The sequence below is a fragment of the bacterium genome (assembly GCA_004322275.1).
Lineage (GTDB): Bacteria > Desulfobacterota > Deferrisomatia > Deferrisomatales > BM512 > SCTA01.
In genome coordinates, this window is sequence record SCTA01000015.1 from 51229 (window position 1) to 74665 (window position 23437).

General features: G+C 56.3%; 20 protein-coding genes and 1 other RNA gene. 4 read left to right on the top strand and 17 right to left on the bottom strand.

Annotation, left to right across the window (positions count from 1 at the left end):
• Window positions 1-40: 40 nt before the first annotated feature.
• The gene (locus EPN96_04765) at window positions 41-886 is read right to left on the bottom strand and encodes a hypothetical protein (protein TAL17630.1); all 846 of its coding nucleotides are present in this window, start codon (window positions 884-886) and stop codon (window positions 41-43) included.
• A gap of 270 nt (window positions 887-1156) precedes the next feature.
• Here EPN96_04765 and EPN96_04770 point away from each other — a divergent pair, with 270 nt between their 5' ends.
• Window positions 1157-2401, top strand: a complete 1245-nt coding sequence (locus EPN96_04770) for a hypothetical protein (protein TAL17631.1) — start codon at window positions 1157-1159, stop codon at window positions 2399-2401.
• 34 nt (window positions 2402-2435) lie between these two features.
• On the opposite strand, the gene EPN96_04775 is transcribed toward EPN96_04770, so the two are convergent.
• From EPN96_04775 to EPN96_04795, 5 genes are all read right to left on the bottom strand, one after another.
• Complete coding sequence (locus EPN96_04775; protein ID TAL17632.1) at window positions 2436-2987, bottom strand: peptide-methionine (S)-S-oxide reductase; 552 nt, start codon at window positions 2985-2987, stop codon at window positions 2436-2438.
• 30 nt (window positions 2988-3017) lie between these two features.
• Entirely contained in the window at window positions 3018-3257 is a 240-nt protein-coding gene (locus EPN96_04780; protein ID TAL17633.1) for a hypothetical protein, read from the bottom strand.
• Complete coding sequence (gene msrB / locus EPN96_04785) at window positions 3254-3784, bottom strand: peptide-methionine (R)-S-oxide reductase (protein ID TAL17634.1); 531 nt, start codon at window positions 3782-3784, stop codon at window positions 3254-3256. Before msrB ends, EPN96_04780 begins: the two co-directional genes overlap by 4 nt.
• Window positions 3785-3927: 143 nt before the next feature.
• Window positions 3928-4947 (bottom strand): 4Fe-4S binding protein, encoded by a 1020-nt coding sequence (locus tag EPN96_04790; protein TAL17635.1) that lies wholly within the window; start codon window positions 4945-4947, stop codon window positions 3928-3930.
• Window positions 4948-5091: 144 nt separating this feature from the next.
• A complete protein-coding gene (locus EPN96_04795; protein ID TAL17636.1) occupies window positions 5092-6588 on the bottom strand; it encodes a glutamate--tRNA ligase in 1497 nt (498 codons plus the stop codon).
• A gap of 127 nt (window positions 6589-6715) precedes the next feature.
• Between EPN96_04795 and EPN96_04800 the strand changes: the two genes are divergently transcribed.
• Complete coding sequence (locus tag EPN96_04800) at window positions 6716-7747, top strand: cation transporter (protein ID TAL17637.1); 1032 nt, start codon at window positions 6716-6718, stop codon at window positions 7745-7747.
• Window positions 7748-7823: 76 nt separating this feature from the next.
• Here the strand turns inward: EPN96_04800 and EPN96_04805 are convergent, their stop codons facing one another.
• The 10 genes from EPN96_04805 to EPN96_04850 form a co-directional block, all read right to left on the bottom strand.
• Window positions 7824-8249, bottom strand: a complete 426-nt coding sequence (locus EPN96_04805; GenBank protein ID TAL17638.1) for an aminoacyl-tRNA hydrolase — start codon at window positions 8247-8249, stop codon at window positions 7824-7826.
• A 25-nt stretch (window positions 8250-8274) separates the two neighbouring features.
• Window positions 8275-8760, bottom strand: coding sequence for a flavodoxin family protein (locus EPN96_04810; GenBank protein ID TAL17639.1), 486 nt, complete (start codon window positions 8758-8760; stop codon window positions 8275-8277).
• A gap of 10 nt (window positions 8761-8770) precedes the next feature.
• Window positions 8771-9289: a CvpA family protein gene (locus tag EPN96_04815; GenBank protein TAL17640.1), complete on the bottom strand. Its 519-nt coding sequence runs from the start codon at window positions 9287-9289 to the stop codon at window positions 8771-8773.
• Between the two features lie 331 nt (window positions 9290-9620).
• The gene (locus tag EPN96_04820; protein ID TAL17641.1) at window positions 9621-11942 is read right to left on the bottom strand and encodes a hypothetical protein; all 2322 of its coding nucleotides are present in this window, start codon (window positions 11940-11942) and stop codon (window positions 9621-9623) included.
• Window positions 11939-13375 (bottom strand): SAM-dependent DNA methyltransferase, encoded by a 1437-nt coding sequence (locus EPN96_04825; GenBank protein ID TAL17642.1) that lies wholly within the window; start codon window positions 13373-13375, stop codon window positions 11939-11941. Before EPN96_04825 ends, EPN96_04820 begins: the two co-directional genes overlap by 4 nt.
• Window positions 13376-13386: 11 nt before the next feature.
• Window positions 13387-16122: a DEAD/DEAH box helicase gene (locus tag EPN96_04830; GenBank protein ID TAL17643.1), complete on the bottom strand. Its 2736-nt coding sequence runs from the start codon at window positions 16120-16122 to the stop codon at window positions 13387-13389.
• A gap of 30 nt (window positions 16123-16152) precedes the next feature.
• Window positions 16153-17007 (bottom strand): hypothetical protein, encoded by an 855-nt coding sequence (locus EPN96_04835; protein ID TAL17644.1) that lies wholly within the window; start codon window positions 17005-17007, stop codon window positions 16153-16155.
• Window positions 17008-17364: 357 nt separating this feature from the next.
• Window positions 17365-17724: a transfer-messenger RNA gene (ssrA, locus tag EPN96_04840) on the bottom strand.
• Window positions 17725-18098: 374 nt separating this feature from the next.
• The gene (locus EPN96_04845; protein TAL17645.1) at window positions 18099-18353 is read right to left on the bottom strand and encodes a DUF2892 domain-containing protein; all 255 of its coding nucleotides are present in this window, start codon (window positions 18351-18353) and stop codon (window positions 18099-18101) included.
• 198 nt (window positions 18354-18551) lie between these two features.
• Entirely contained in the window at window positions 18552-19322 is a 771-nt protein-coding gene (locus EPN96_04850; protein TAL17646.1) for a hypothetical protein, read from the bottom strand.
• Here EPN96_04850 and EPN96_04855 point away from each other — a divergent pair.
• The gene (locus EPN96_04855; GenBank protein TAL17647.1) at window positions 19222-21471 is read left to right on the top strand and encodes a thioredoxin domain-containing protein; all 2250 of its coding nucleotides are present in this window, start codon (window positions 19222-19224) and stop codon (window positions 21469-21471) included. The genes EPN96_04850 and EPN96_04855 overlap by 101 nt on opposite strands.
• 120 nt (window positions 21472-21591) lie before the next feature.
• Here the strand turns inward: EPN96_04855 and EPN96_04860 are convergent, their stop codons facing one another.
• The gene (locus EPN96_04860; protein ID TAL17648.1) at window positions 21592-22542 is read right to left on the bottom strand and encodes a cation transporter; all 951 of its coding nucleotides are present in this window, start codon (window positions 22540-22542) and stop codon (window positions 21592-21594) included.
• A gap of 156 nt (window positions 22543-22698) precedes the next feature.
• On the opposite strand from EPN96_04860, the gene EPN96_04865 reads away from it, so the two are divergent.
• Complete coding sequence (locus EPN96_04865; GenBank protein ID TAL17649.1) at window positions 22699-23352, top strand: hypothetical protein; 654 nt, start codon at window positions 22699-22701, stop codon at window positions 23350-23352.
• The last annotated feature ends 85 nt before the right edge of the window (window positions 23353-23437 follow it).

Genomic DNA, 23437 nt, shown 5'->3' on the forward strand with positions numbered 1-23437 from the left:
GGTAAGACCGCCGCTTCATCCCGTTCTGACGCATCGCTCATCACGGTTCCCTGCATTGGCCCGGGGAGCGGACGTTTACGGGGGCGTTGAACTGGAAGCTCATGCCCACGGTGGCGGTCCAGTCGGGGGCTTTTCCCGCAAGGCCGAGGCCGAATCCGAGGTCGATTCCCACGACGCGCCACGGAAAGCTAAGTCCCGCGCTGGCCGAAAGACGGTTGTTGCCGTACTTGCTGTAGTTCAGTCCGTCGATTCCGAGTCCCGCGTTTACCCCTCCGCCGAAGTCGTAAATTCCCACCAGATTGTAGACAAGCACGTCGTCCTGATTCGTGGCGGCGGAATGGGGCTCTCCCAGTATCGCGAAATCGGCGTTGACCACGGTCAGGAAGCTTCCTGCCTTCTTTGCCGCAGCCAGACCTATGGAGAAATCGGTTTCGTCGGTGCCGAACCCCTTCTCGTCGTCGGCGTTTGGCAGTTTGACCGCGAGCTTTAGCCCCAACGCAACATTCCGGGCGTCTGTTCCCAAGGGGGTGAAGAGTCCCGAGATGGTCGCGTCTCCCGACCCGTACTCGCTGCTTTGCCCTTCCTGTTCGAGATAGAGAAGAGGGTAGCTCAGATGAATTTCGGAGTTGGGCGCTACGGCGATCACTGAACGGATCGAGGGCAGTTCGGCCACTTTGCGGTTTCTGTCCTCGTCGTCGAAGATCAGGTGGTCGCGGTGAAAGTAGCTCGCGCCGAGGCGCAGATTTATCTCTCCCCCTTCCATCGGCATGGGGGCGAGCGCCGAAAAGGGGTAGAGCGGGGCGGCGGCGCAGGGAGCGGCGGTCAGCAGGAGCAGAAGGGCGAGCGACCGGCGCTTTTCAAGCCTGAGAATGGGTAGTAGTGCCATTGCTCTCTTACCTGTGCTCCTGTAATAGAAGAACTTTCCAGCCAATACTTATCAAAACAAATGCAGCCGGGGGTTAACCGGCACGGAATCACACTTGATAGAAGCATAACAAAGAAATTCCGACTTGAAAGTCGCCCAGGCGTGGATGGCTCGCCAAATCCCACTGAATTCATTAGTTTATATATCATGTAATATTATTGGCGCGTCATTCTGTCACCAAAGTTTCAGGGCTCGCTCGGGCCGCTGTATTTTTTCGCGTAACGGTGTAAAATGAAATTCAGGATGGTTCATCTGGCAGGGCAGACGTCCGGGGCGCTGCCTTCAAAGGAGAAACCCGTGGGGAAAAGAATGTTCTCGTTCGCGTTGTTGCTCGTCCTTTCAGTCGGACTTGCCGGGTGCATTCCCACCGAAGGCGATTACAGCGGTATTGGCGTGTCTCTTGGCGAAGGCCCTCCTGACAGCAACGAACCCGACACCACCCCTCCCTATATCTCATCAAAATATCCCGCGGACGGGGCCGCCTACGTTTCCGTATCCGGGGCTCCTTCGGTCACTTTTTCAAAGGTGGTGGATCCAGCCACGGTAAACTCTCAGACCTTCACCCTGACAAGACCAGCATGGGGTGGGGGGCTGCCCGTGGAGGGGTCCGTAACCCTGAGAAATAACGAATGGACTTCGACCCCGGTCGCCTGCTTCATTCCTGCCGGGAACCTTGCGCCCGGCACCAACTACACCGCAAGAATAACCACCGGGGTCAAGGACACGTCGGGAAACCGTTTGGCCGAGGAGAAGGTGTGGTCCTTCACCACTGATTTCAGTGATGCTTTTTACTCGGACCCGGTTCCCCCGGAAGAGTTCATCCTGCTTTCGCCGGGAACTTTCACGATGTATTTTCAATTTTCCTCTCCTGAAAATATCACCCTGACCAAGTGGTTTTACATGGGCAAAAGGGAGATCACGGTCGCGCAGTGGGAAGCGGTAACCGGGTACTTCCCGGGCTATGTGTACTCGTACGTGGGCTACGTGGGCGATACTCAACTCCCCGCGGCGAACGTAAGCTGGAACGAAGTTCAGGATTTCATAGCTGCCCTGAACGGAATGACGGGCAGGACTTACAGGCTTCCCACCGAGGCGGAATGGGAATTTGCGGCAAGCGGGGGGCGGAACCCCACTGGTTACGAATACGCGGGAAGCGACAACCCGGATGAAGTGGCCTGGTATGAAGGCAACAGCGGCGGCAGAGCACACCCCGTCGGGAGGAAGCACCCCACATATCAACAGTTCTACGACATGAGCGGAAACGTTCACGAGTGGGTGAACGATTGGTATTCATATTCATTCGATAATTTCAGCGGGCACACAGACCCCACGGGGCCTTCTACCGGCGCTGTCAGGGTTTTGCGCGGAGGGGCCTTCAATTCCCCCATCTACGGCATCACTGTGCGGTCCCGCGGTTATGGGGATCCCGCCAAGGGATACCCAAACAGGGGTTTCCGGCTCGTGCTGGAACAGTAGGCTTTTTCAAAGGTAGCCCGCTCAGGTGCTGGAACTACTTCAGCCGCCTCGATGCCAGCCGTTTCAACTCTTCCGTCAGCCGGGGCGGGAGTCCCAGCTTTTCAACTGTTTTTGTGAATTCCAGCTTCCCGTTTCCGCCGAGGTAGCCGTTAAGTCTGGCCGCCGCGGTGGAGGAGAGAAAGTCGGCCTCGCTCCGGTAGCGCTCCCGAAGCGCCCTGTAAAAGTCCGTGTTCTGGCGGAGGTAGTATTTCTGGTGGTAGTCCTCGGCGGGAGTGAAGGAGCTGACCAGTTCGACTTCGGTCTTCACCTCTTTGCCCTCCCTTTCCCCAAGGGCTTTCAGGAAGGCTTTGGCGCGCCCGAGCTGTTCTTCGTTCGCTGAGAAGACGGCGTTTCGGTACTGCTTCGGCCCCGATTCGGTGAAAGGGTCATGGCTTTTTGCAAAGACCTGAAGGAGGATCTCATAGGAGATTTTAGCGGGGTCGAAGACGACCAGCACGGTTTCGGTGTGGTCGCCGAGGAAGTTGTAGGTGGGCTTTCCCTTCGTGCCTCCCGTGTACCCGGCGACGGTGGCGACTACTCCCTCGATGCTCCCGAACCGGGAGTCTACTCCCCAGAATCAGCCGAGGCCAAACTGGGCGATCTCGACCTTCGCGGGGCGCTCCGTGTCGAGGGGCGCGAGTTCCGGCGTGTTAAAGCTCTTTATGTCCGCCGCCCTCGCGAGCACCTCCTCGACGCTCACCGAGCCAGCCGAAAACCCTCCGGGGAAGGCGCTGCAGACCGGGGAACCTCCGAAAGCGGTGGAGACCGCCGAGGCGAGAAGGAGGAACAGGAGGAGGACCGCCCAAAGAGGGTTCATTTGTCTTTAGCCTTCGGGGTGAAATTCAGCGCCGCCGAGTTCATGCAGTAGCGAAGGCCGGTAGGCGGGGGGCCGTCGTCGAAGACGTGGCCGAGGTGCGCTTCGCACCTTCTGCATACTACTTCGGTGCGGGTGGTAAAAAAGCCCTTGTCGACCCGCGTCAGGATGTTTTCGGGGGCGATGGGCGCCCAGAAGCTGGGCCAGCCCGTGCCGGATTCAAACTTGGTGGCGGAGTCGAAGAGATCGGTTCCGCACGCTATGCACGAATAGATTCCCTCCTCGTGGTTGTTCCAGTATTTCCCGCTGTGGGGCCTTTCCGTTCCAGCCTCCCGCGTGACGTTGAAGGCCTCCGGCGAGAGGCGCTCTCTCCACTCCTTCTCGGAGAGACGGAGCGGCTCGGCCTCGTAAAACTTCTTGTCGGCGGCGGAGTAGAGGCGGAGCGTCCCGGCGGTCTTTTCGCCGGAAAAGGAAAGGGACGAGGAAAAGCACAAAATCCCGAAGAGGGCTATCACGAGAACTTCTTTCATCAGGAGCCTCCTTTCAAAAAACAGGGCCTGATGAAAATATGCCATAGATTTGTGAGTTTGCAGGAAGCGGAATAGATAATTTAAGACTGCTGAAAGCCGTATCCAACTCCAGGCAAACTATTTCGCCGAAATAGGAAGCCGGTTTAACGGCCCATCATCCGATACAGCGACCTGTAATCGCCAAGGGTGAGGGAACTGTCCCAGCGGCCGGTGCATTTCGCTACGCCCACGGCCCCGAAGAAGAGGGCGAGGAAGGCGAGGCCGAAGACGAGGGGGCGGACGCTTTTGAATCCGGGGAATCTTAGCGTCAGAGCGCCCTTTTTCGGGCAGGCGGTGACGCAGTCGGTGCAGCCCATGCACTCGGGAGAGATTACCGGGGATTTTGCCCCGGCGACGTCTACGCGGTTGGGGCAGGCCCTGGAGCAGAGCCCGCAGGAGTTGCACAGGGCGGCGTCCTTTTTAAGGGTAAAGGGGCTCAGGAGCCCGAGGACTCCCTGCAGGGCCCCGTAGGGGCAAAGGTATCTGCACCAGAAGGATTTGACGAACACCGAGGCCAGAGCAAGCGAACCCGCGAAGCCCGCTCCGATAACCCCGATATTTGAGAACAGCTCGAACATCTTCACGTCCGAGACGGCGTAGTAGGGAAGGCGCGTGAAAGAGAGCGCCGCCTCGCCGTCCATCAGGAAGAAGAGCTTGAAGATCCAGATGAAGAGTCCGTATTTCATCGCAAGCAGCGAGTAATCCAGCCACTTGGGTACGCTCAGGGAGAGTTTCCACCTTGCGCCGAGAGCGCCGAGAAATTCGGAGAGCGACCCTATAGGGCAGAGCCAGGAGCAGAGCGCCCGGCGAAACAAAAGCGCCGTCGCCAGCGTGGCCAGCAGAATTACCAGACCGGCCGGGTGGACGGTGTCGAAGACGCCGGTATGGATGCCCGCCCGTAGCGCGGTTATCGCGGCTATCGGCAAAAAGCCCTCCACCACCGGGGGCCGGTAAGCCGAAGAAACGCCCCCGCCGTTTCTCAGAACGTCGATGAATCCTGAGAATTGCCACGCCGCCAGCACCATTATCAGAACGGAGACCGTCTGCGCCGCTCGTCGAAGGTATAAGGCCGGAGACTTGCGGATATTCGCCGCCTTTTTTTTTGAAAATGCAAAAAAATCCATAAATTTCCCTTAGTCAAAAATACGGCGGGACTTCCGCTCTAATAAAGTGAGACGCCAAACCGGTGGGAGGGGTTTACCGGCGGGCAAAAGGACTGGAGTATGAGGGGAGGGGCCGTCCAAAAAGACGGCCCCTTCGCTTTCGGTTTACTTTTTGAGTTTTTCGGCGGCCTCGAACACCCAGCCGACGTTCTTCAGGCGCTTGATGGTTTTTTCCTTGCCGATGAGCGTCAGAGCCTCGAACATAGAGGGCCCGGCAAGCTGCCCGGTGACGGCGGTGCGGACGCCGTTGATGAGCACGCCGGGTTTTATTCCCAGTTCCTCGCAAAGCTGCCGCATCAGGTTCTCGCACTCGTGCGGGTCGAACCCTTCCATCGCCTCTATCCTTGCGGCGAGAACGGGAAGGTGCTCGCGAAGCGCCGGGAACTTTACGATGTTGCGTTCCAGAGCCCTGTCTTCGAGCTCGAAATCGTCCGCGAAATAGGCCCGGCCCGCCTCGGCGAAGTCGTTCAAGGTGTGGAAGCGCTCGCGGATAAGGTCAAGGGCGGCGTGAAACCACTCCTTCCTGCTCCCCTCGTACTCCGCGTTCCAGATACCGGCCTTTTCCAGCACTGGTTTCACCAGAACGGCAAGTTCTTCCAGCGGAAGGCTTTTGATGTGGTGCGCGTTTACGGCCAGCGCCTTCGGGTCGGTGAAGAACTTGGAGTCCTCGGTCTGGAGGTTGAAGACGGAGTTTGAGCGGTTGATGCGCTCCAGGGAGAAGGCCTCGATAAGCTCTTCTTTGGTGAAAATCTCCCTGTCGTCGCCGGGAGACCAGCCGAGGAGAGCGAGGAAGTTGCAGAGAGCCCAGGGCAGGAACCCCTTCTCTCTGTAAAAGTGAATGGCTACCGCCTCGCCGTGCTTTCTCTTGCTTATCTTAGCCTTCTGGGAGTCCAGGGTGAGCGGCAGGTGGGCGAAGAGGGGAATCGGCGCGCCGAGGGCCTGATAGATAAGCACCTGGCGGGGAGTGTTGCCAAGGCCGTCCTGCCCGCGGATTACGTGGGTTATTCCGTCGCGTATGTCGTCCACCACGTTCGAGAGCAGGTAGAGCGGAGTTCCGTCGGAGCGCAGGATGATAAAATCCTCAAGGTCGCGCCAGGATTTTTCGATCCTCCCGTAAACCTTGTCCTCGAAGACGACCGTTCCCTCCCCCTCGGGTATGGCGAAGCGTATCACGTAGGGAATCCCGGCCGCTTCCTTCGCCGAGACCTCTTCCGGCGAGAGCCTGCGGCACTTTTTGTCGTACCCGAATTCGCTCTTCCCTTCGGAACCGGCGCGCTTCTGATCCAGTTCCTCTTTCGTGCAGAAACACTTGTAGGCATGGCCGGAGGAGAGGAGTCTTTTCGCGGCTTCGGTGTGCTCTCCCCTGTAGGCGGACTGGTAGTAGGGGCCGATGTCCCAGTCGAGGCCCAGCCACTTAAGTCCTTCGATTATGGTGTCGAGGCTCTCGTCGGTGGAGCGCTCGACATCGGTGTCCTCGATGCGGAGGATCATTTTGCCGCCGGTCTTTCTGGCGTAAAGCCAGTTGTAGAGGGCCGTACGGGCGCTGCCGATATGGAGGTAGCCGGTGGGGCTGGGGGCGAATCTTACTCTTACGTCGGACACTTTGCGCTTCTCCCGTTGTTGTTTTCATGAGTCGCTTGCTTTTACCATTTTTCGGCCCCCGGCGGAAAGTTTTAGGAGAATTTTTTTGGAGGTTTTTAAGACGGGTAGCGAATGCTATGATTTAGACATGGAAGAAACGCTGAGCCACGATCACGAAGGCCATCTCCACCACCACGCCGGAGGCACGAAGCGATCGCTCGCGATCGCCTTTTGCCTCACCGCGTCCTTCATGATCGTAGAGTTCATCGGCGGCTGGCTCACCAACTCCCTGGCGCTCATCTCTGACGCGGGTCACATGCTTAACGACGCCGCCGCGCTGGGGCTTGGGTTTTTCGCCGTAAAGCTCGGGGAAAAGCCCCCCTCCATGACGAAGACCTTCGGCTACCGCAGGGTCGAGATTCTGGCGGCGCTACTGAACGGCCTCACCCTCTGGGTTATCGTAGGAATGATCCTCCACGAGGCCTGGCTGCGCATGCAATCTCCGCAGGAGATTCGCCCCGTAGGCATGATGGCTGTCGCGGCTGCGGGCCTCGCGATTAACCTCCTTTCGGCGAAGGTGCTCCACTCTCACAAGGAAGCCAGCCTGAACGTCAAGGGCGCTTTCCTCCACGTGCTGGCCGACACCCTCGGCTCCCTCGGCGCGATTGTCGCGGGTTTGATAATCTGGCAAACCGGCTGGACCTTTGCGGACCCGCTGATGAGCTTCGCCATCTGCGCCCTTATCCTCGCAAGTTCGTGGGGGTTTTTAAAGGAATCGACGCACGTCCTTTTGCTGGGGGTTCCCGCCCACCTCGAATTTTCAAAGGTGGAGGAGGCGATTCTGACGACGGAGGGGGTCTGCTGCGTTTACGACCTCCACATCTGGTCGATACAGCCCGGCACGGAAGCGCTCTCCGCCCACGTCGTAATCGCCGAGGGGTTCGACGAGCGCGAGAAGGTGCTTCGGACCCTGACCTCGACGCTGAAAGAGCAGCTGGGGATAAGCCACGTAACCTTGCAGCTTGAGACGAGCCACGAGAGCCTTGAAGACGAACACGGTTTCTGCACCGTACCCGGCGCGCGCGGCAAGTGCCCTGTAAATAACTCCGGAGAAGCAAAAAACGACTGCGACAAAAAAGATCACCCCGGCTGCCGCCATAACCATTCCTCCGAGCAGTAACCCGGCGATTGCCCTCTAAGAGCAGCAAAGGGGAGGAGCGCACGCTCTTCCCCTTTTAAATTTCCTGCGGATATTTTCAGGAATCCTCGGCCCTTACCTTCGTGCGCCCTCTCTTTACCGTGGCGCGCCCCTTCTTCGCCTCGATCCTGCGCTCCTTCGAGGCTTTGGTGGGCTTTGTCTTGACGCGGCGCTTCGGCCGCTTGGCGGCGGCGATGATGAGTTCTTTCAGCCGTTCGAGGGCGTCGGCCCGGTTTTGCTCCCTCGTGCGGAATCTGTCGGCCTCTATGATTATCTCGCCCTCAAGGGTCGCCCTGCTCCCGGCGAGTTTCAGGAGCCGCAGGCGCACGTAGTCGCTCAGATTGGGGGACAAGAGGGCGTTGAAGCGAAGCTGCACCGCCGTCGCGACCTTGTTGACGTTCTGGCCGCCCGGCCCCGAGGATCGGATGTATTTCTCCGAAAGCTCTTCCTCGCCGAGTTCAATCTCTTCGCTTATCCGTATCACTTCTTAACCATGTAAGAAAGCGGCTTCACTCCGCCTTCAGCTTCCCGGCGATCTTCACCACCCGCTCGCCCAGAAGGGCGCCGCACTTCTCGTCCTTTTCCGTCGGAGTCCCCCGGCAGGCCGCGCCGAAATGGCCGCCAGCCTCTATCGGGTCGCCTACGACCACCATTTCGTGGATCAAGAAGGCCAGATGGATGGAGATAATCGTGGTCTCCTTGCCTCCGGTGTCGTGGCCGGAAGTTACGAAGGCCGCGCCGACCTTGTCTTTTAGCTTCCTTCGCACGGTGACGCTGCGGTCGATAAGTCCCTTGACCTCGGCGGAGAGGGTGCCGAAGTAGACGGGGCTTCCGAGGATGATCGCGTCGGCCGCGACGAGGTCGTCAGTCGTGACCTCCCCGGCGCGCTTCAGGAGAGGTTCGCCCCCCGCGTCCGTTACGCCCAGAGCCACCGCCTTTGCCAGCTTCTCGGTGTTGCCGCTGCTGGATGAGAAAGCTATAAGAACCTTAACCATTGCAGACCTCCTAACGGTTATTCCAGAAATTTTCAAGATCGCGGAGCTTTTCGTTTATGGCGAGACGCGCTTCCTCGGGTATGAGCGAGACGGCGGCGCTCTCGGCCTTCAACACCCAGGGCAGGACCTTCGAGTCACGAAGGGTCTGGCTTTGGCCGGGGAGAATCTCCACGAGCAGGATGGCCACCGCCAGAATCACCAGCGCCGCCTTCGCAAGGCTGATTATACCGCCGAAAAGCCTGTTGAGCCAGCCGAGGCCGATTGCCGAGACCAGCTTGGTCAGCATCCACCCTACGAGGTACGCCGCCAGCATGACGAGCAGGACGATGAGCGCGAAAGAGAGCGGGAGGCGAAGTTTCTCCGAGCCGAAGGGCAGCATGCCCGCCAGCGAGGCGTGCCAGCGCAGGGCCAGAAAGACCCCCGCGCCAAGGCCGATCAGGGAGACGATCTGCCTCGCCGCCCCGCGCCAGAGGCCGAAGCAGAGGAAGAGAACCACGCACGCCGCGACGAAAAGGTCGAAAGAATTCATAAAGGACTCCCTTCAAAAGAGTAACGGCGGGAATTTTAACCTAAAGGGGAAGTTTGCGCGAGGGGTGAGTTGGAGGGGAATTTAAACGCCGTGCAGGAATCCGCATCAATGGCTACCGTTAAGCGCCCGTGCGGACGGAAGAGTTGGGCGGTATGCCGAATGTTTGCACTTGAAACTGTTTGCCACCTTGGGACACGACATTTCGTGATTTCAACTGGATGTAACCGTGAGCCTCAACAGAATCTTGAAGCCGAGCCGGTGGCGCCAGTGCATGACTCTGGACTTTGGACACCCGCTTCGCTCAAATTAATATAAGCCCTTGCGGGACGGGTTACTGCAAAAAACCGTGGTTTTTGAGACCGGAGATTGTATCACGGATGTGATTGTCGGCGAATTCTTCGCGGTCTAGTTTTGCCCGCCATTTCTCGTTGTTGATCAGCACTTCCTTGACGGTGGAGACGTTTACCGGGCGATTGAGCTGAATCAGTTCCAAAGCGGCTTCAAGCACTGTGGCCCAGCGTTCGAGTGCTTTCCACCCCAATTTCTTCATAAAGGAAAGCATTTCATCGACTCTTGATTTCGAGTCGCCAAGGATTTTTTCAGCCTGAGGCAGGGCCTCGTCTATCTTTTTTCCCGGAGAAACGGGTTTCAATTTCCCGATAGCCTCTTCCAAAACCAGCCAGCCCTGTTTTTGGGCAAGATTCAGAACCTTGAAAATTCCAACATCCAGCGGCCCGGCGGCCAATTTCTCAAAGGACTTGGTAAGGTGTATATCGGCCTTGTGCTGCGCCAGATAAAAAAGCTTTGCCAGTTTTACCCTGCCGAGAGGATAGCGGGGATCGTGGCAACTTTTGACGATGTAGGCGCACAGCGCCGCCTTGTTAAACATGTCGTTTCCGGCATGGCGGTTGTGGATTGCCGGTTTGGATATTTCAACAAGATTGCTCTTCGTGGCGATGCTCAGACTGTACCTCGCCCCCCTGCGGTCGCCGGTTTGGGTGACCTGGGCGGATTGCTTTAGTTGTTTGACGGCCCAGAGCCAGTCGGTTTCGGTTATGCCGGTGGCGGCTAGGAGGTCGGCGCGGGAGTAGCTTACGTCGGGTTTCATTGAGTCGAGGATTTGTCGGGGGATTCCGCCTGTGACTTGATCCGCAAAAGGTTTTGCTGTTGCGGGTGTGCGTTGGGGGACTACGCCGGTTGCGCCAGAGGCTGGCGCGGGGGTTTTAGCGGCGGGTTGGGGTTTGGCGCGTTTCGGTGCTCGGGATTTTTGGGCGGGCGCGGCTAGGGCGCGCTGGGTTTTGATGCGGCCGAGGAGGGCGGAGGCGGGCTCAAAGGTTCTGCCCTCTTGCCTTGCCAACTCGGCTTCGGTGGCGACGAGTTCGCCGCTGAAGGCTTTAGCCAAGATAGCTTGGGTGATTTTTTCGACGCGCCGGGTGGCGTCGGCGACCCGCTTTTCGATGGCGTCTGCCAAGGCGAAGAGAGCTTCGATGCGCCGGACTATTTCGTGTTGTTCTTCGTAATTTGGCATGGAAAATTCCAACGAGCGTATGTTTCCCAATGCAAGCCCGACTTTTGTCGCACCTCTTTGTGCATCTGTTAATTGAGAAAGCCCACCACTAGGAGATGCTAAATAGTAGGAAATATATCTACTGTTGTAGGCATTATTTGGCCTAGCAAGGCATAAGTGTTGATTAATATATGCTTCACCAATATCATGGTTAATAAGAGCGACCATTCCCACATCAGCAGTAATAGAAATAAGGATGTCGTCAAGCTTTATCCGTGTACGTTCGCCTTCTGAACCCTTAGGAGGTTTTACTCGCTGTATTTCGCTAAGGTCTAAATTTATTGTGTTGTGATCAAGGTTTCCCACACGCAAGAAAATTGCACCAGTGTTAGAATAATACTTTGCCCAACCCCTTGACCCGCTAGTTATAAAATTAAATACATCTGATCCATATATTTTTACCCATGAATCTATTCCAATTTTCCGCTGATTTCGCCAGTCTTCGGTGAGTTTGCCGGAGGTGGCGGCGGTGAGGACGGACTGGCGGAAGCGTTTGAGGATGGCAGGTACGGAGGCGAGGCGCTCGCGGGCGGTATTTACCCGCTCAAGCAGCACCTCTACTTTCGCTACGACTCGCTTTTGCTCGGCAAGAGGAGGAATGGGTACTGAAAGTCTCCTTATATTGCCGAGGTTAACTCTAGGCCTCGTGCTCCCTTTTGTGTGTTCAATAAGGGAATCTGCTACTAAAGGGGAATTGATAGAAAAACATATAAATGCTGGGTCGAGAAATGAATGGTTTAGGCGGAATCTGACGACATCCGCCACCACAATGCCCGCCCCAATGTTTTCAGGGACTATGCACGCTTTGCCCAGCGGTTCTCCCAGTTTAGAAATGACAATATCACCAGCAATAAAGCTGTGCCTTGCCAATGCCTCGGCTTTCTTAGATGAAATGAATTTGGTGTTTTTTTCGATGAATCTGTTCCGATCTATGTTCTGAAGACGGATAATTGGAACTCCTGATTCGATGTATTCAGAAGCCTTCATATCTGACCCAAATGGACCATCAACAATATCGGCTTTGGGTTTTATCGCAAGCTCTTCTAAGGTCGCTTTCACCCACCCTTCGGGCAGTTCTTTGTTCACTTCGCCGCCTCTACGGTTTCGCCGTTTCCGTTTTCTAGGAGGGCGAGGACGGCGGCGAGTTCTTCGATGGCTATTTCAAGTTGGCCTATGGCGTCGGCGGCGAGTTCCTCCGGCTCGGGCAGGCCGTCGGCGTCGTCAAGGTTTTCATCCCTGAGCCATTTGAGCGAATCGAGCTTGTAGTCGCGCTCTTTAACTTGGCTAATGTTGAAGGAACGCCAGCGGTCTTCGGCGCTGTCTTCCGTCTTTCTCGGTGAACGGCCCAAGAGGTCGGGGCCAAAGCATTTTTCAAATTCGGCGAAGTGGGCGGCTGTGAGCTGGCGGTCTTTTTTGGTTATTCCGGCTACGTTTGTGCGCCCGTCGTAGATCCAGACGGTTTCGGTGGGCTGGCCTTTGGTGAAGAAGATTACGTTTGTCTTGGTGCCGGGGCTGTAGGGGCTGAAGGTGCCGTTGGGGAGCCTTAGCACTGTGTGGAGGTCGCATTCTTCGGTGAGGATTTTGAAGACTTCGCCAGCCTGATCGGCGAAGAGGCAGTTATCAGGCACGACCACGGCGGCGCGGCCTCCGGGTTTCAGTACCGTCATTACGTGCTGGATGAAATTCAGCTGTTTGTTTGAGGTGGAGATTACGAAGTCGTCGCGCTCGGGCACCTGATTCGCGCCTTTGGTGCCGAAGGGCGGGTTGGTTAGGATTACGTCGTATCTTCTGCCGCCGTCTACCTCGTAGATGGAGTCGCCAAGCTCGATCTTGGGCTCGATGTTGTGGAGGTAAAGATTCATCAGCGCCAGGCGACGCGGACGGGCGACGAGGTCTTTGCCGTAGTAGGTGGCGGTGCGGATTCTTTTTGCGGAGTCTCTTTCAAGAGCGCCGCCTTTGGTTTGCGACAAAAGCCATTCGTAGGCGCAGACGAGAAAGCCGCCTGTGCCGCAAGCGGGGTCGCAAATGGTGAATTCTTTATGGAGGCGCGGATCGGGCTTTACGAGGCGGCAGATGGTTTGGATGAGTATTCGCGGGGTGAAGTATTGGCCCGCGCCTTTTTTGCCTTCGCTGGCGGATTTTTCGAGGAGCCCCTCGAAGGCTGCTCCCTTTACGTCTACGTCAAGCTCTGTCCACTGGGTTTCGTCGATTAGGCCGATGAGCTTTTTGAGGTTTACCGGCTCGCGGAAGTGGGAGAGCGCGCCGGAGTAGATATCGCCTATGATGCCCTTTTGCTTGCCGAGGGTGCGGAGTATCTCGGTATAGCCGTCAAGCAGAGCGACGCCGGATTTGGAGGAAAGCGCCGCCCAATCGCAGCCTTTGGGAAGGTCGATTCCGCGCTCGTGGGCCATCTTGAGGAAAAGGAGGTAGGTTATCTGCTCGATGTAATCCCCGTAGTCGATACCGTCATTACGGAGAGTGTGGCAGAAACCCCAAAGCTTGTTTACAACATCGGACATTCAGCATCCCGTCAAGCCGCCACGGCTTCGTTAAGCTTCTTAATCAGTTCGGAGAGTTTTTCCCCGAAGATTCTTTTTGCCTTGCCCCAGCCCCCTCCGTTTACGAGGACCGGCAGTGTATCAAAATCGTCGCGATCAAGGGAGAGGTTTTCTACCATGGCGGAGCGGATGCGGTCGAGCCACTGTTTTTGTTCCACGCTGTAGCCGATTGCGCCGGTTATCCGCATGAAGGCGCGGTTTACGCGCTCTTCGGCGGTGTAGAGGCTTTCGTCTTCGCGGGCGGCGCGCTTGACCATTGAAATTATGTCGGCTAGGGCTTTGTGGTTCTTTATCTGGTGGGCTTTTTGCAGGTGTTCGATGGTGAAGCGCTGGGGAGCGGAGGCGAGCTTTTCACGCAATTCTTTTAGCGCGTCTGGGTTCCAGTCTTTGGGGTGGTCGAGAAGTATGCCGATTGCCTGTATCTCGTCGACTTTTTCGGCGACAAAGCGCGAAAACGCGGCGAGGTAGTCGTCGGGCTTGTATTCTTTGCCGTCGTTGCCTTTGACTTTCCACTCGCTCGTTACGGTGTCTTCATTCTCCAAGGCCACGACGAAGGTGCGCCGGGCGCGTTCATAGTTTATGAGGAGGTTTTGGAAATCTGGGTTGCGTAGTATCTGCATTGTGCCGGTGAAGTCGTTTTTGAGCCTTGCGGGGAGTTCTTCGCCGAAGGCTCCTACGTCGCCGTTTGGGATGAAGGCGGCGAAGGCTGTGCGTGCCTCGGCGGACATTTCTTTGTCTATGCGGCGAAGGCGCTTGACCAGGCAGCGGGTGTTGTAGTCGCGGTCGCGGTTTTGCCAGATGTCTTCGATTATCTCGATGATGGTGCGGGTGGGCGGCAAGAGTTTTTCCACCGTCATGGAGGTGGCTTTGCTGAAACTCTCCAGGAGTGTGCCGTCGAAACAGTCGAAGACGGTGAAGTGCGATTTATCTGGGTGGTTTGGGCTTTTGCGCGTGCCGCGCCCAAGCATCTGCTCAAAGAGGATGCGCGACTGGACGGGGCGCAAGAAGACGATGAATTCAAGGTCGGGAATATCGACGCCTGTTGAAAGAAGATCGACGGTGACGACGATTCCGGTTTTGTCGCGGTTTCTAAATTCGCGTATCGCCTGAAGAGGGCGGTCAACCTTGCCGGTGATTTTTTTGACGAAATCTTCACCCCTGCCGAAAACATCCCTTGCCGTGGTGACGAGTTGATCGGCATGGGAGGTGTGGTTAAGGTCATTATGGGCAAAGATGAGAGTCTTGGGGAAGCGCCCGTAGCGCTCTTGATGCTCGTCTGCGTATTTTCGCAGTTCTTCCATTATTTTTTTGTTTGAATCGGGCGAGGTGACTTTGGTTTCGACCTCAGAGGGGTCGAATTTGCGTTCGTCTTCAAGCAGGTCTAGCTGCTTGGTGCCTTTTTGGGTATCGACGATTTCGACCGTCTCATCTTCCTTGAGAAAAACGCCGTTCATTCGGACGTTGGATTTTATCGTCACTACGTCGTAATCGACCAGAAACCCTTCGCGCACAGCCTGTTCGTAGCGGTACTCAAAGACCTTCTCTTTGAAATAACTCATGGTGTGGGAGGCAGGGGTGGCGGTGAGGCCGACCTTAATCGCGTCGAAGTGCTCAAGGGTGGAACGCCAGACATTCAACTGCTGGGAGGTGTAGCCACGGTGGCACTCGTCGGCGATGATCACGTCGAAGGCGTGTATGGGTATGGGCAACCTATCGGCGTCGTCTTCTATGGGCTCGTCGCCTAATTCTAAGACGGCTTCGCGCCCGAAGAGATTTATCGTCATGCGCTGGATGGTGGAGACATAGACGAAGGCGAGGCCGGGTTTGGGGTCGGTCAAGTATTTAGCCGGAAGTATCTTTGGGTCGAACTTTTCTTCCTCGAAGTCTTCCTTCTGAAAGCGCTGAGAATAAACCTCGTAGATTTTGTTGAATTTTAGCCCCGGCTCCGGCTCGAAAGAGGCGAAAGCCTGTACTGCCTGAGCGGCGAGGGCCTTTCTGTCAACGAGGAAGAGTACGCGCTTTGCGACGCCGGATTTCATCAACCGGTAGACCTGATTGACCATTGTGAAGGTTTTACCAGTGCCGGTAGCCATTGCTAGGAGCATATGCCGCTTGCTGGCGGCTATGGCCTCTTCTGCGGCCTGATTTGCTTCTTTCTGGTAGGGGCGAAGGCGCTCGTGCTCGTTGGGGGTGGCGAGAAGCATTTTGCATTGCGAGGCGAAATTGGATGAAAGACGTTCTTCTAGCGCACTGGGGGAGTGAAAGCCGCTGATTTGATGGGAGCGGTTTTTCTCTTCACGGAGGTCGTGATGCCAGACCACTTCGCCGTTCGTCGAATATATGAAGGGAACGCGGTATTCGCCGAAATTGAAGGGGCTAGCTGTAACGCCTTTGGAATATCTTTCGGCTTGTGTAAGGACATTTTGAGGGCCGAGGGTGAGCTTTTTGGCTTCGACAATGCCGATGATCCTGGCACCGGAGCAAAGAGCGTAATCAGCGGGGCCATTCACGGTTGGTAATTCTTCAATGGCGCAGCCGTTATAGTCCGAGAGGGGGCGAGAGGGAGAGAAATCCTTTGATGGAAGAATTTTCCAGCCAGCATCGCGCAACTTGGGATCAACCAGCTTTTTTCTGGTTAACCACTCCGAATTTGAAGGTGACGGTTGCGACAATTGATACCTCCCAAAAACCTTTTGGGACGATACCATAAATAGAAAATAGTCTGTAGCTGATTTGGTTTAACTGCTGAATTTAGGGCTTATTATTACATCACAATTAATACCAATTTTACTTAATTTGTCTTTAATATCATCAAGTGTTTCCGTTTGAGCCCAAGGCTCTAGCTCAACTCCTTCGATAACATTTTCCCAATTGAAATGCCGTTGCGCGTATAGTCTGGTTTCCCTTGCTGAACTTATAGAAACAAATTCTTTTTCAAAAGGCGTGCCTTCGGAATAATGACATATTAGTCTAGCTTCTTTTTCATCCTTGAACGTAGCTGGCAACATTAATAATGTCGCTACGCTTTTGAATAACTGGTCATCTTGTAATTGCCTAAAATCGCGTATGCTACGTTTCCACTCATCATAGTCTGCATCTTCTTTATATTTAATTTTTCCAAAAAAATAACTAAGTCCGTAAAATTTATTATCAGGAGTGCATATCTCATTCATTAACTTGCGGATAGTTGTTTTTATTCTAATACCGCTACTTGCACCACCAAATTTAGACCACGTTGCCATATTTGCTAAAGCATTTAGCGACCAACAAGACCCGAAAAAATCTTTTAAATAGACTAATGTTACATGAGTATTTTCAAAAGGAAATTGTTTGTCTAAGAACGGATTTTCGCAGGAATATTTGTCTCCTAAACCAACGCCATTAACGCTTATTTGTGGTAATGTTATCTTTTTGTCGCGGATATCATCCAAAAGGAATTTTGTATTGAAAATACGGTAAATGTCTTGGTCAACAGAAAGACCTATGGTATTACGGTCAATGTATTTCTGCCTTAATTCCTCTGACTCGCCATTTCTAAACTCAATAATCTGGATTTCTTTGTTCAATTCTTCAATTATTTTTTTAGCACTCATTCGTCACCTTTCCATTTTACTTATTAACTTTACTTATTAAAATGCTCCCTTTTTACCCAAATTTCAATACCCCCAAAAAACAAAACCCCCACCTGATTATCCATCAAGAGGAGGCATTTGTGCTCCAAGTTGCGACTCGGAATTTCAAAAAACCTAATGATTCCAACAAGATGGTGGAGGCGGGGGGAAGGACTCGGATTTGAAGGGCGTTTCAAATCCTCGGGGCTTCGCCCCAGCCCGATAAAGCCGGGCTGTCCAATTTCGCTGAGCGCGAAATTGCCGAACCCAAGGGGGTTCTCATCTACCCCGGCCGCTTAACGCAAAAAGGCCCACCAATGATGGGCTCTTTTGCGTAATTGGTGGAGGCGGGGGGAATCGAACCCCCGTCCGAAGACCGGCCACTCAAGGCGCTACGTGCGTGTTCCGCGATTTAATTTAGGTTGGGAGACGCCCACGGACAGGCTTTTCCGTTTCCGATTCTCTGTCAGATCTCGCCGAAGCCCCAAGAGACCAGGATATTCGGCCAGCCCGCTAAAATGGCGCTTCAGACTCCCTCAGCAGACATCGGGGAGTGAAGCGTCGCCGTCAGTTAAGCGGCGAGTGCGACGTCGTAGTTGTCGGCACTTATTGTTTTTTGCCGGTTGTTTTAAGAGGCCAACCGGCGACCTCTGCACGCTCCTTTTGCTTTCGTATCCCCGTCGAAACCAGATCGCCCCCTTAAACTACTGCGCGGCCCTGATGCTGTGGCGCGCCCTTCGCCGCGCCGCTCGACGTATTCACGATACTGTCTCGCGTCTTGTCTTGGGCGTCTCCTTGCCTGAGGGCCTGCTCGTTACGTTTAAACTTGTGCGCGGCCCTGATGCTGCGTCGCGCCCTTCGCCTACGGTCACTCGCTAAGTTTTAACTATTTGCGTTACCCGTATGCTCAGGCGCTTGCGACACTACTTAATATGGGTCTTCGCCGGGGGGTTGTCAAGGTAGGTGGTTTATCGGGCATAATCTTACGGATTGCAAGGTTTATCTGGAAATAAAAAACCCGCCCGCTACGGGAGCGGACGGGCTTTGGTTTGGCGGTTTGTGAGTTGGAAGCGCTATACACCCTTCGTGTGCATATGTCCGCCCATGAGGGGTACTTCGCTTCCGGCCTTTTCTTCTTCGCTTCTGGTGTCGACGCCGAGCATCGCGTAGTGCCAGCAGTAGCCGGTGATGGCGGTGGTCATGGGGATTACCGCCAGCAGGGCGAGATAGCGCTCGTTGCCATCCAGCAGCAGATAGAGCGCCGCCATGTAGAGCACGCTGAGTACGAACCTCCGTATGCGGTCGGTTCTTCCTACGTTGATCGTCATCGCTCTCCTCCATTCCCCCCGCTGCAGGGTCTGCTGTTTGGAATTTCTTCTTTCGATGATTCAAGTTTAAAACAGCGGACATACAGATCGTTTACATATTGGGAGTTATTTGCTTTGTCCGGGGGAGAGACATCGTTCCTGAAACAAAAAAACCCCGCCGGTTGGCGGGGTTTTTAAAACTATGGCTTATCTGATTTTTCAGTCTCTGTCGCGGCCTTTGCCTTTTCCCTTGCCGTTCTTGTCGTTGCCCTTGTCGCGGTCCTTGTCGCGGTCCTTGTCGCGATCGTCGTCGTGGCGGCGTTCGTTTTCGTACATTTTCCACTGGCCTTTGGGGTAGTGCTTTTCGACTTCGTTATGGTGCCTGTCGGGTTCGGGGCTGTCCATGTCGAGGAATATGTAGTCGTTGTCGGGAAAGGTGATGTGGCGCGGGCGGGCCGGGGAGTTTCTCCAGACTTTTCCTTCGGGGTAAAAGTACAGGTTCCGGCCGGGGTCGAAGTAGACGCCGCTGGAGGGGTAATACCTGTAACGGTAGGGGTTCTTGCCGGGACGCGGTTCCCAGGGGCGGGGGCTTCTTGTACGGTCTCTTCTGACCCACTGGTCTCTGGGATAATGTCTTTCCACGTCGAGGTGGTGCCTGTGGGGCTCGGGGCCGCCCATCCGGAGGATGACGTAGTCGAAATTCTGGATGACTATGTAGGGCGGCAGATAGGGGGAACTGCGCCAGTTGTTCGCCTCTAGGTAGAAGTAGAGGCCGCGTCCGGGGTCGAAGTAGACCCCGATTGCGGGGTAGTAGTTGTAGGTGTAGAACTGCGGGGCGCTGGGCGGCGGCTCCCAGGGATACTGGGAGACTATAACGGGGGGCGCGCCGATGTTTATGCTTACGTTTACCTCGGCGCGGGACTCGGCCGGCCGCACCGCCAGCGTGGCAAGCAGGACGAAACCGGTCATTATAAGGCTCTTTATCTTCATTTTCTTTCTCCGTAGCTGTGCAGCGATTTGCCTCTTAGCATACTACTTATCGGTATATCGGCAATATCGGCAAAAATCCAAAATGGATTTCCTCTTTTTGACGCGCCGGGGGCCTCCGGGTATTATCAGAAATATCAAGGAGACCGCTATGACCGCCGAAAACATCCTCCATCTGGAAAAAAGTCCCTACCTTCTTTCGCACGCTAAAAATCCCGTCCACTGGCAGCCTTGGGGCGACGCGGCTTTCGAGCTGGCGCGGCGCGAGAACAAGCCGGTCTTTCTCTCCATCGGCTATTTTACCTGCCACTGGTGCCACGTTATGGAGCGCGAGTCCTTCGAGGACGCGGAGGTGGCGGGCATCTTGAACGAGCATTTCGTTTCGGTGAAGGTGGACCGCGAGGAGCGGCCCGACGTCGATCAGGTCTACATGATGGTCTGTCAGGCCGTCACCGGCAGCGGAGGGTGGCCGCTGACGCTCTTCCTGACTCCGGACAGGGAGCCTTTTTTCGTCTCCACCTACCTTCCCAAACACTCCGGGGGCGGGAGGCCGGGGCTCGTGGAGCTTCTGGAGAATGCCGCAAGGCTTTGGGAGGAAAACCGCGACTACCTCAAGGCTTCGGCCAGGCAGCTTTCCGAAGGGATGGCGTCGGCCTGCGAGGCGGGGGCTCCCGGCGGCGCGGCGCTGCCCCCTTCGCTTTTCAACGATACCTTCCTCTTTCTGAATGGAAGCTTCGACCCCAATTTCGGCGGCTTCGGGGGTTCGCCCAAATTCCCTTCGCCCCACCAGGTTTCCTTTCTCCTTCGCAGGTGGAGAAATTCCGGGAGCGAACGCGCCCTGACAATCGCCCGAAGGACAGTCGACTCCTGGCTTTCCGGAGGGCTGCGCGACCACCTCGGGGGAGGTTTCCACCGTTATTCCACCGACAAGCGCTGGCACACGCCTCACTTTGAAAAGATGCTCTACGATCAGGCCGGGATAGGACTCGCGCTCACCGACGCCTGCCTGATAACCGGCGAGGCGCGGTACAAAGAGGCGCTCCTCGAAACCCTCGGGTATCTCTCGCGTAACCTATCCTCACCGGAGGGCGGCTTTTACTGCGGCGAGGACGCCGATTCGGAGGGCGTCGAAGGGCTCTTCTACCTCTGGAGCAAAGAGGAGATTTTAAAGATCCTCGGCGAGAGCGACGGGGAGTTTTTCGCCTCGGCCTACGGCCTGACGGCTGAAGGCAACTACCGCGAGGAGGCGACGGGGGAGCTTACCGGCCTCAACATCCTCGATCCCGGCCGCCTGCCTTCGGGGGATGACGAGAAGAGGCTGGGCGAGTGCCGGAAGAAACTCTTCGCCGTCAGGGAGAAGAGGATACGGCCCAATCTCGACGACAAGGTACTCACCGGCTGGAGCTGCTTCGCCGGGTCGGCCTTCGCGCGGGCGGGGCGGGCGCTCGGCGACGCCGGTCTCGTCGAGCGGGCGAAAAAGACCTTCTCCTTCATCGAGGGGACGATGGAACGTAAGGGGAAGCTCCTGCGGAGATACCGCGAAGGCGAAGCCGCGATAGAGGGGTTTCTGGAGGATTACGGCTTCGCCGCGAAGCTGGCCCTCGACCTTTGCGAGGCCACTCTGGAAAGGGAGTATCTTGACAAGGCGGTCGGGATCTCCGACAGGCTTTGGGAGCTTTTTTCAGCCCCCGAAGGGCTTTACGATTCCCCCGCCGGTGGCGAGACCCTTCTTTTTCGCCCGAGGGAGCTGGCCGACGGCGCTATGATCTCCGGGAACACCGTCGCGATGGAGGTCGCGATGCGCCTTTACCTTCTCACGGGAGAGGCGCGCTGGAAGGCGAGGGGCGAGGCTCTGGCGGCTTCGGTGGGGGAAACGCTTAAGGACCACCCCCACGCCTTCACCGGCTTTCTGAACGGCCTCTCGCTTCTACTGGAGCACGGGAGGCTCGCTACTGTAAGGGGAAAGAGGGGCGAGGCGGCCACGGAGCGGTACATAGAGGCTCTAGCGAGTTGTTACTCGCCCGAGACGGCGGTTCTCTTCGAGAAAGAGGTTAAAGCCGCGCCGTCAGTGCAACTCTGCATAGAGAGCGCCTGCCTTATGCCGATATACTCCGTTGAAGTGCTGAAAGCGGTGCTGGAACAGCCTTTCTAGTTGCGCAGGTTGGATTGAACGTAGCTAAAATCCAGCAGATACATGTGTTGCTACCCGGCTTTTAAAAAAGGATAGCCGTGTAGGATGCGTTAGCTAACGCATCCTACACGGTTCAAGGCCTTATTCCTGTTTCCCGGCGGAGTCCAGAAGCTCCCGTTCTTCCAGGGTCTTCCTGTACTGGTAATCGTCGAAAGGCTCCAGGTGGACGATGACGTCGACCACGCCGGGGAGGGTGTCGCCGACCGCGCGTTCGACCTCCTCGGCTATGGCGTGGCCCGCCGATACCGTGGCCGCGGGGTCTACCTGTATGTGCATGTCGACGTGTATCTGCGAGGCGAGGCCGCGGGTGCGGATGGAGTGGCAACCGAGCACCCCCTGTACCCCGTAGGCGACGCGGCAGACGTCCGCCACGTTGAGCCTCGCCCTGTCGGAGAGTATCTCGTTTGAGCGCCTGAGAACTCCGAAAGCGGTCCAGAGTATGGCCAGCGCGACGAGGAGGGCTATTATCGGGTCGGCGAGGGGGAAGCCGAGCATCACCAGCCCGAGGCCGACGAGTACGCCCACGCTGACCAGTACGTCGCTACCGGTGTGGGAGGCGTCGGCGATAAGGATGTCACTCTGGAGTTCCCTGCCTTTTTTCCCCTCGTACCAGGCGACCCCGATGTTTACCGCCAGAGTGAGTCCCATGACGATGAAGGAGCCGGCGTCTACGCGGGGAACTTCCCCGCCGCCCAGGATTCTTTCGACCGCCGCCGAGCCAATCTTCCAGGAGGCGAGAAGCAGCATCGCCCCTATCATCGTAGAGGCGTAAGTCTCGTATTTGCCGTGGCCGTAAGGGTGGTCCGAATCGGCGGGCCTCGCGGCCATCCCCATCCCGATAAGCCCGACGACGTTGCTTGTGCCGTCGAAGACGGAGTGAAAGCCGTCCGCCTGCATCGAGACCGAATCGATGAGTGTTCCGTAAACGAGTTTACCGAGAGCGACGGCGACGTTCAGGCCGAGGATGACCCAAAGCACCCTCTTTACCGAGGCGCTGCGTCCGCTGTCCGAGCCGTTTTTGCGGTAGCCCATGAAATCCCCGAAAAATCCTTTTAAAGCGTGGGAAAAGACCCGCCAATGTTATCAGGGAGCGTTGCCGCGCGCGAAAGAAAATCGACAATTGAGCACGGCTATCATTTGCGGAGTCTTTTTCGCCGATATGGTATCATTTCCGCAAATGGAGGGTTCATGAGACCGAAGCTTTTAGCCGCAGCCGTGCTTGTCTTTTTTGCGACGTTTTTCGCGCCGTTTCAGAAGGCCGACGCCCGGATGAACGTGGTCGTCTATCCGGCATGGGGCTGCATGGGCGACCCGACGGGAATGTACCTCGGCCTCGGGCTGGTGGGCGGAAGGGTGGCCTCGGATTCGCTTACCTATGAATCCGAAGGTGTCAGCGGCTTTGACTTTACCCTGGGCTACCGCTTCGTGGAGCAGTTCTCCTTCGACCTCAGCATAGTGGGGGCGAACGAGTACCTGCCGGTGAAGCCCACCTCCAACATCTACTACCCGGGGGATTCCGCCGAATTCTCGGTCCTCTACCTAGGAGTAAAGGCGGACCTCTTCCCCATGTCGGAGACCGGCTGGACGCCCTGGCTGGGCTTCGGCTTTGCCTTCCCTTTCCTCTCGTGGAGAAACTACTGGTACAGCCAGGACGGGAGCGCCCCGTACCTTGCGGTGGGGCTGGATCAGGAACTCGGCAGGGGGTTTTTCCTTCGCGGCCGCTACTCGGCCTTCCGCTCCGGCATGACCGATTTTTACGGCTACGAATCGCCCGATCTGACCTTTTCGGCGTTCTCGCTTTCGATAATGTACGAGTTCGGAAGGGGGCAGTGGGAGGAATAGCGGTAGGAGGGAAACGACGATATAAGACCCGTTTCCGGCGTCGCGTGCTCGCTCAAGGGCTCGCCGTAGCGCTGCTACTGCCTCG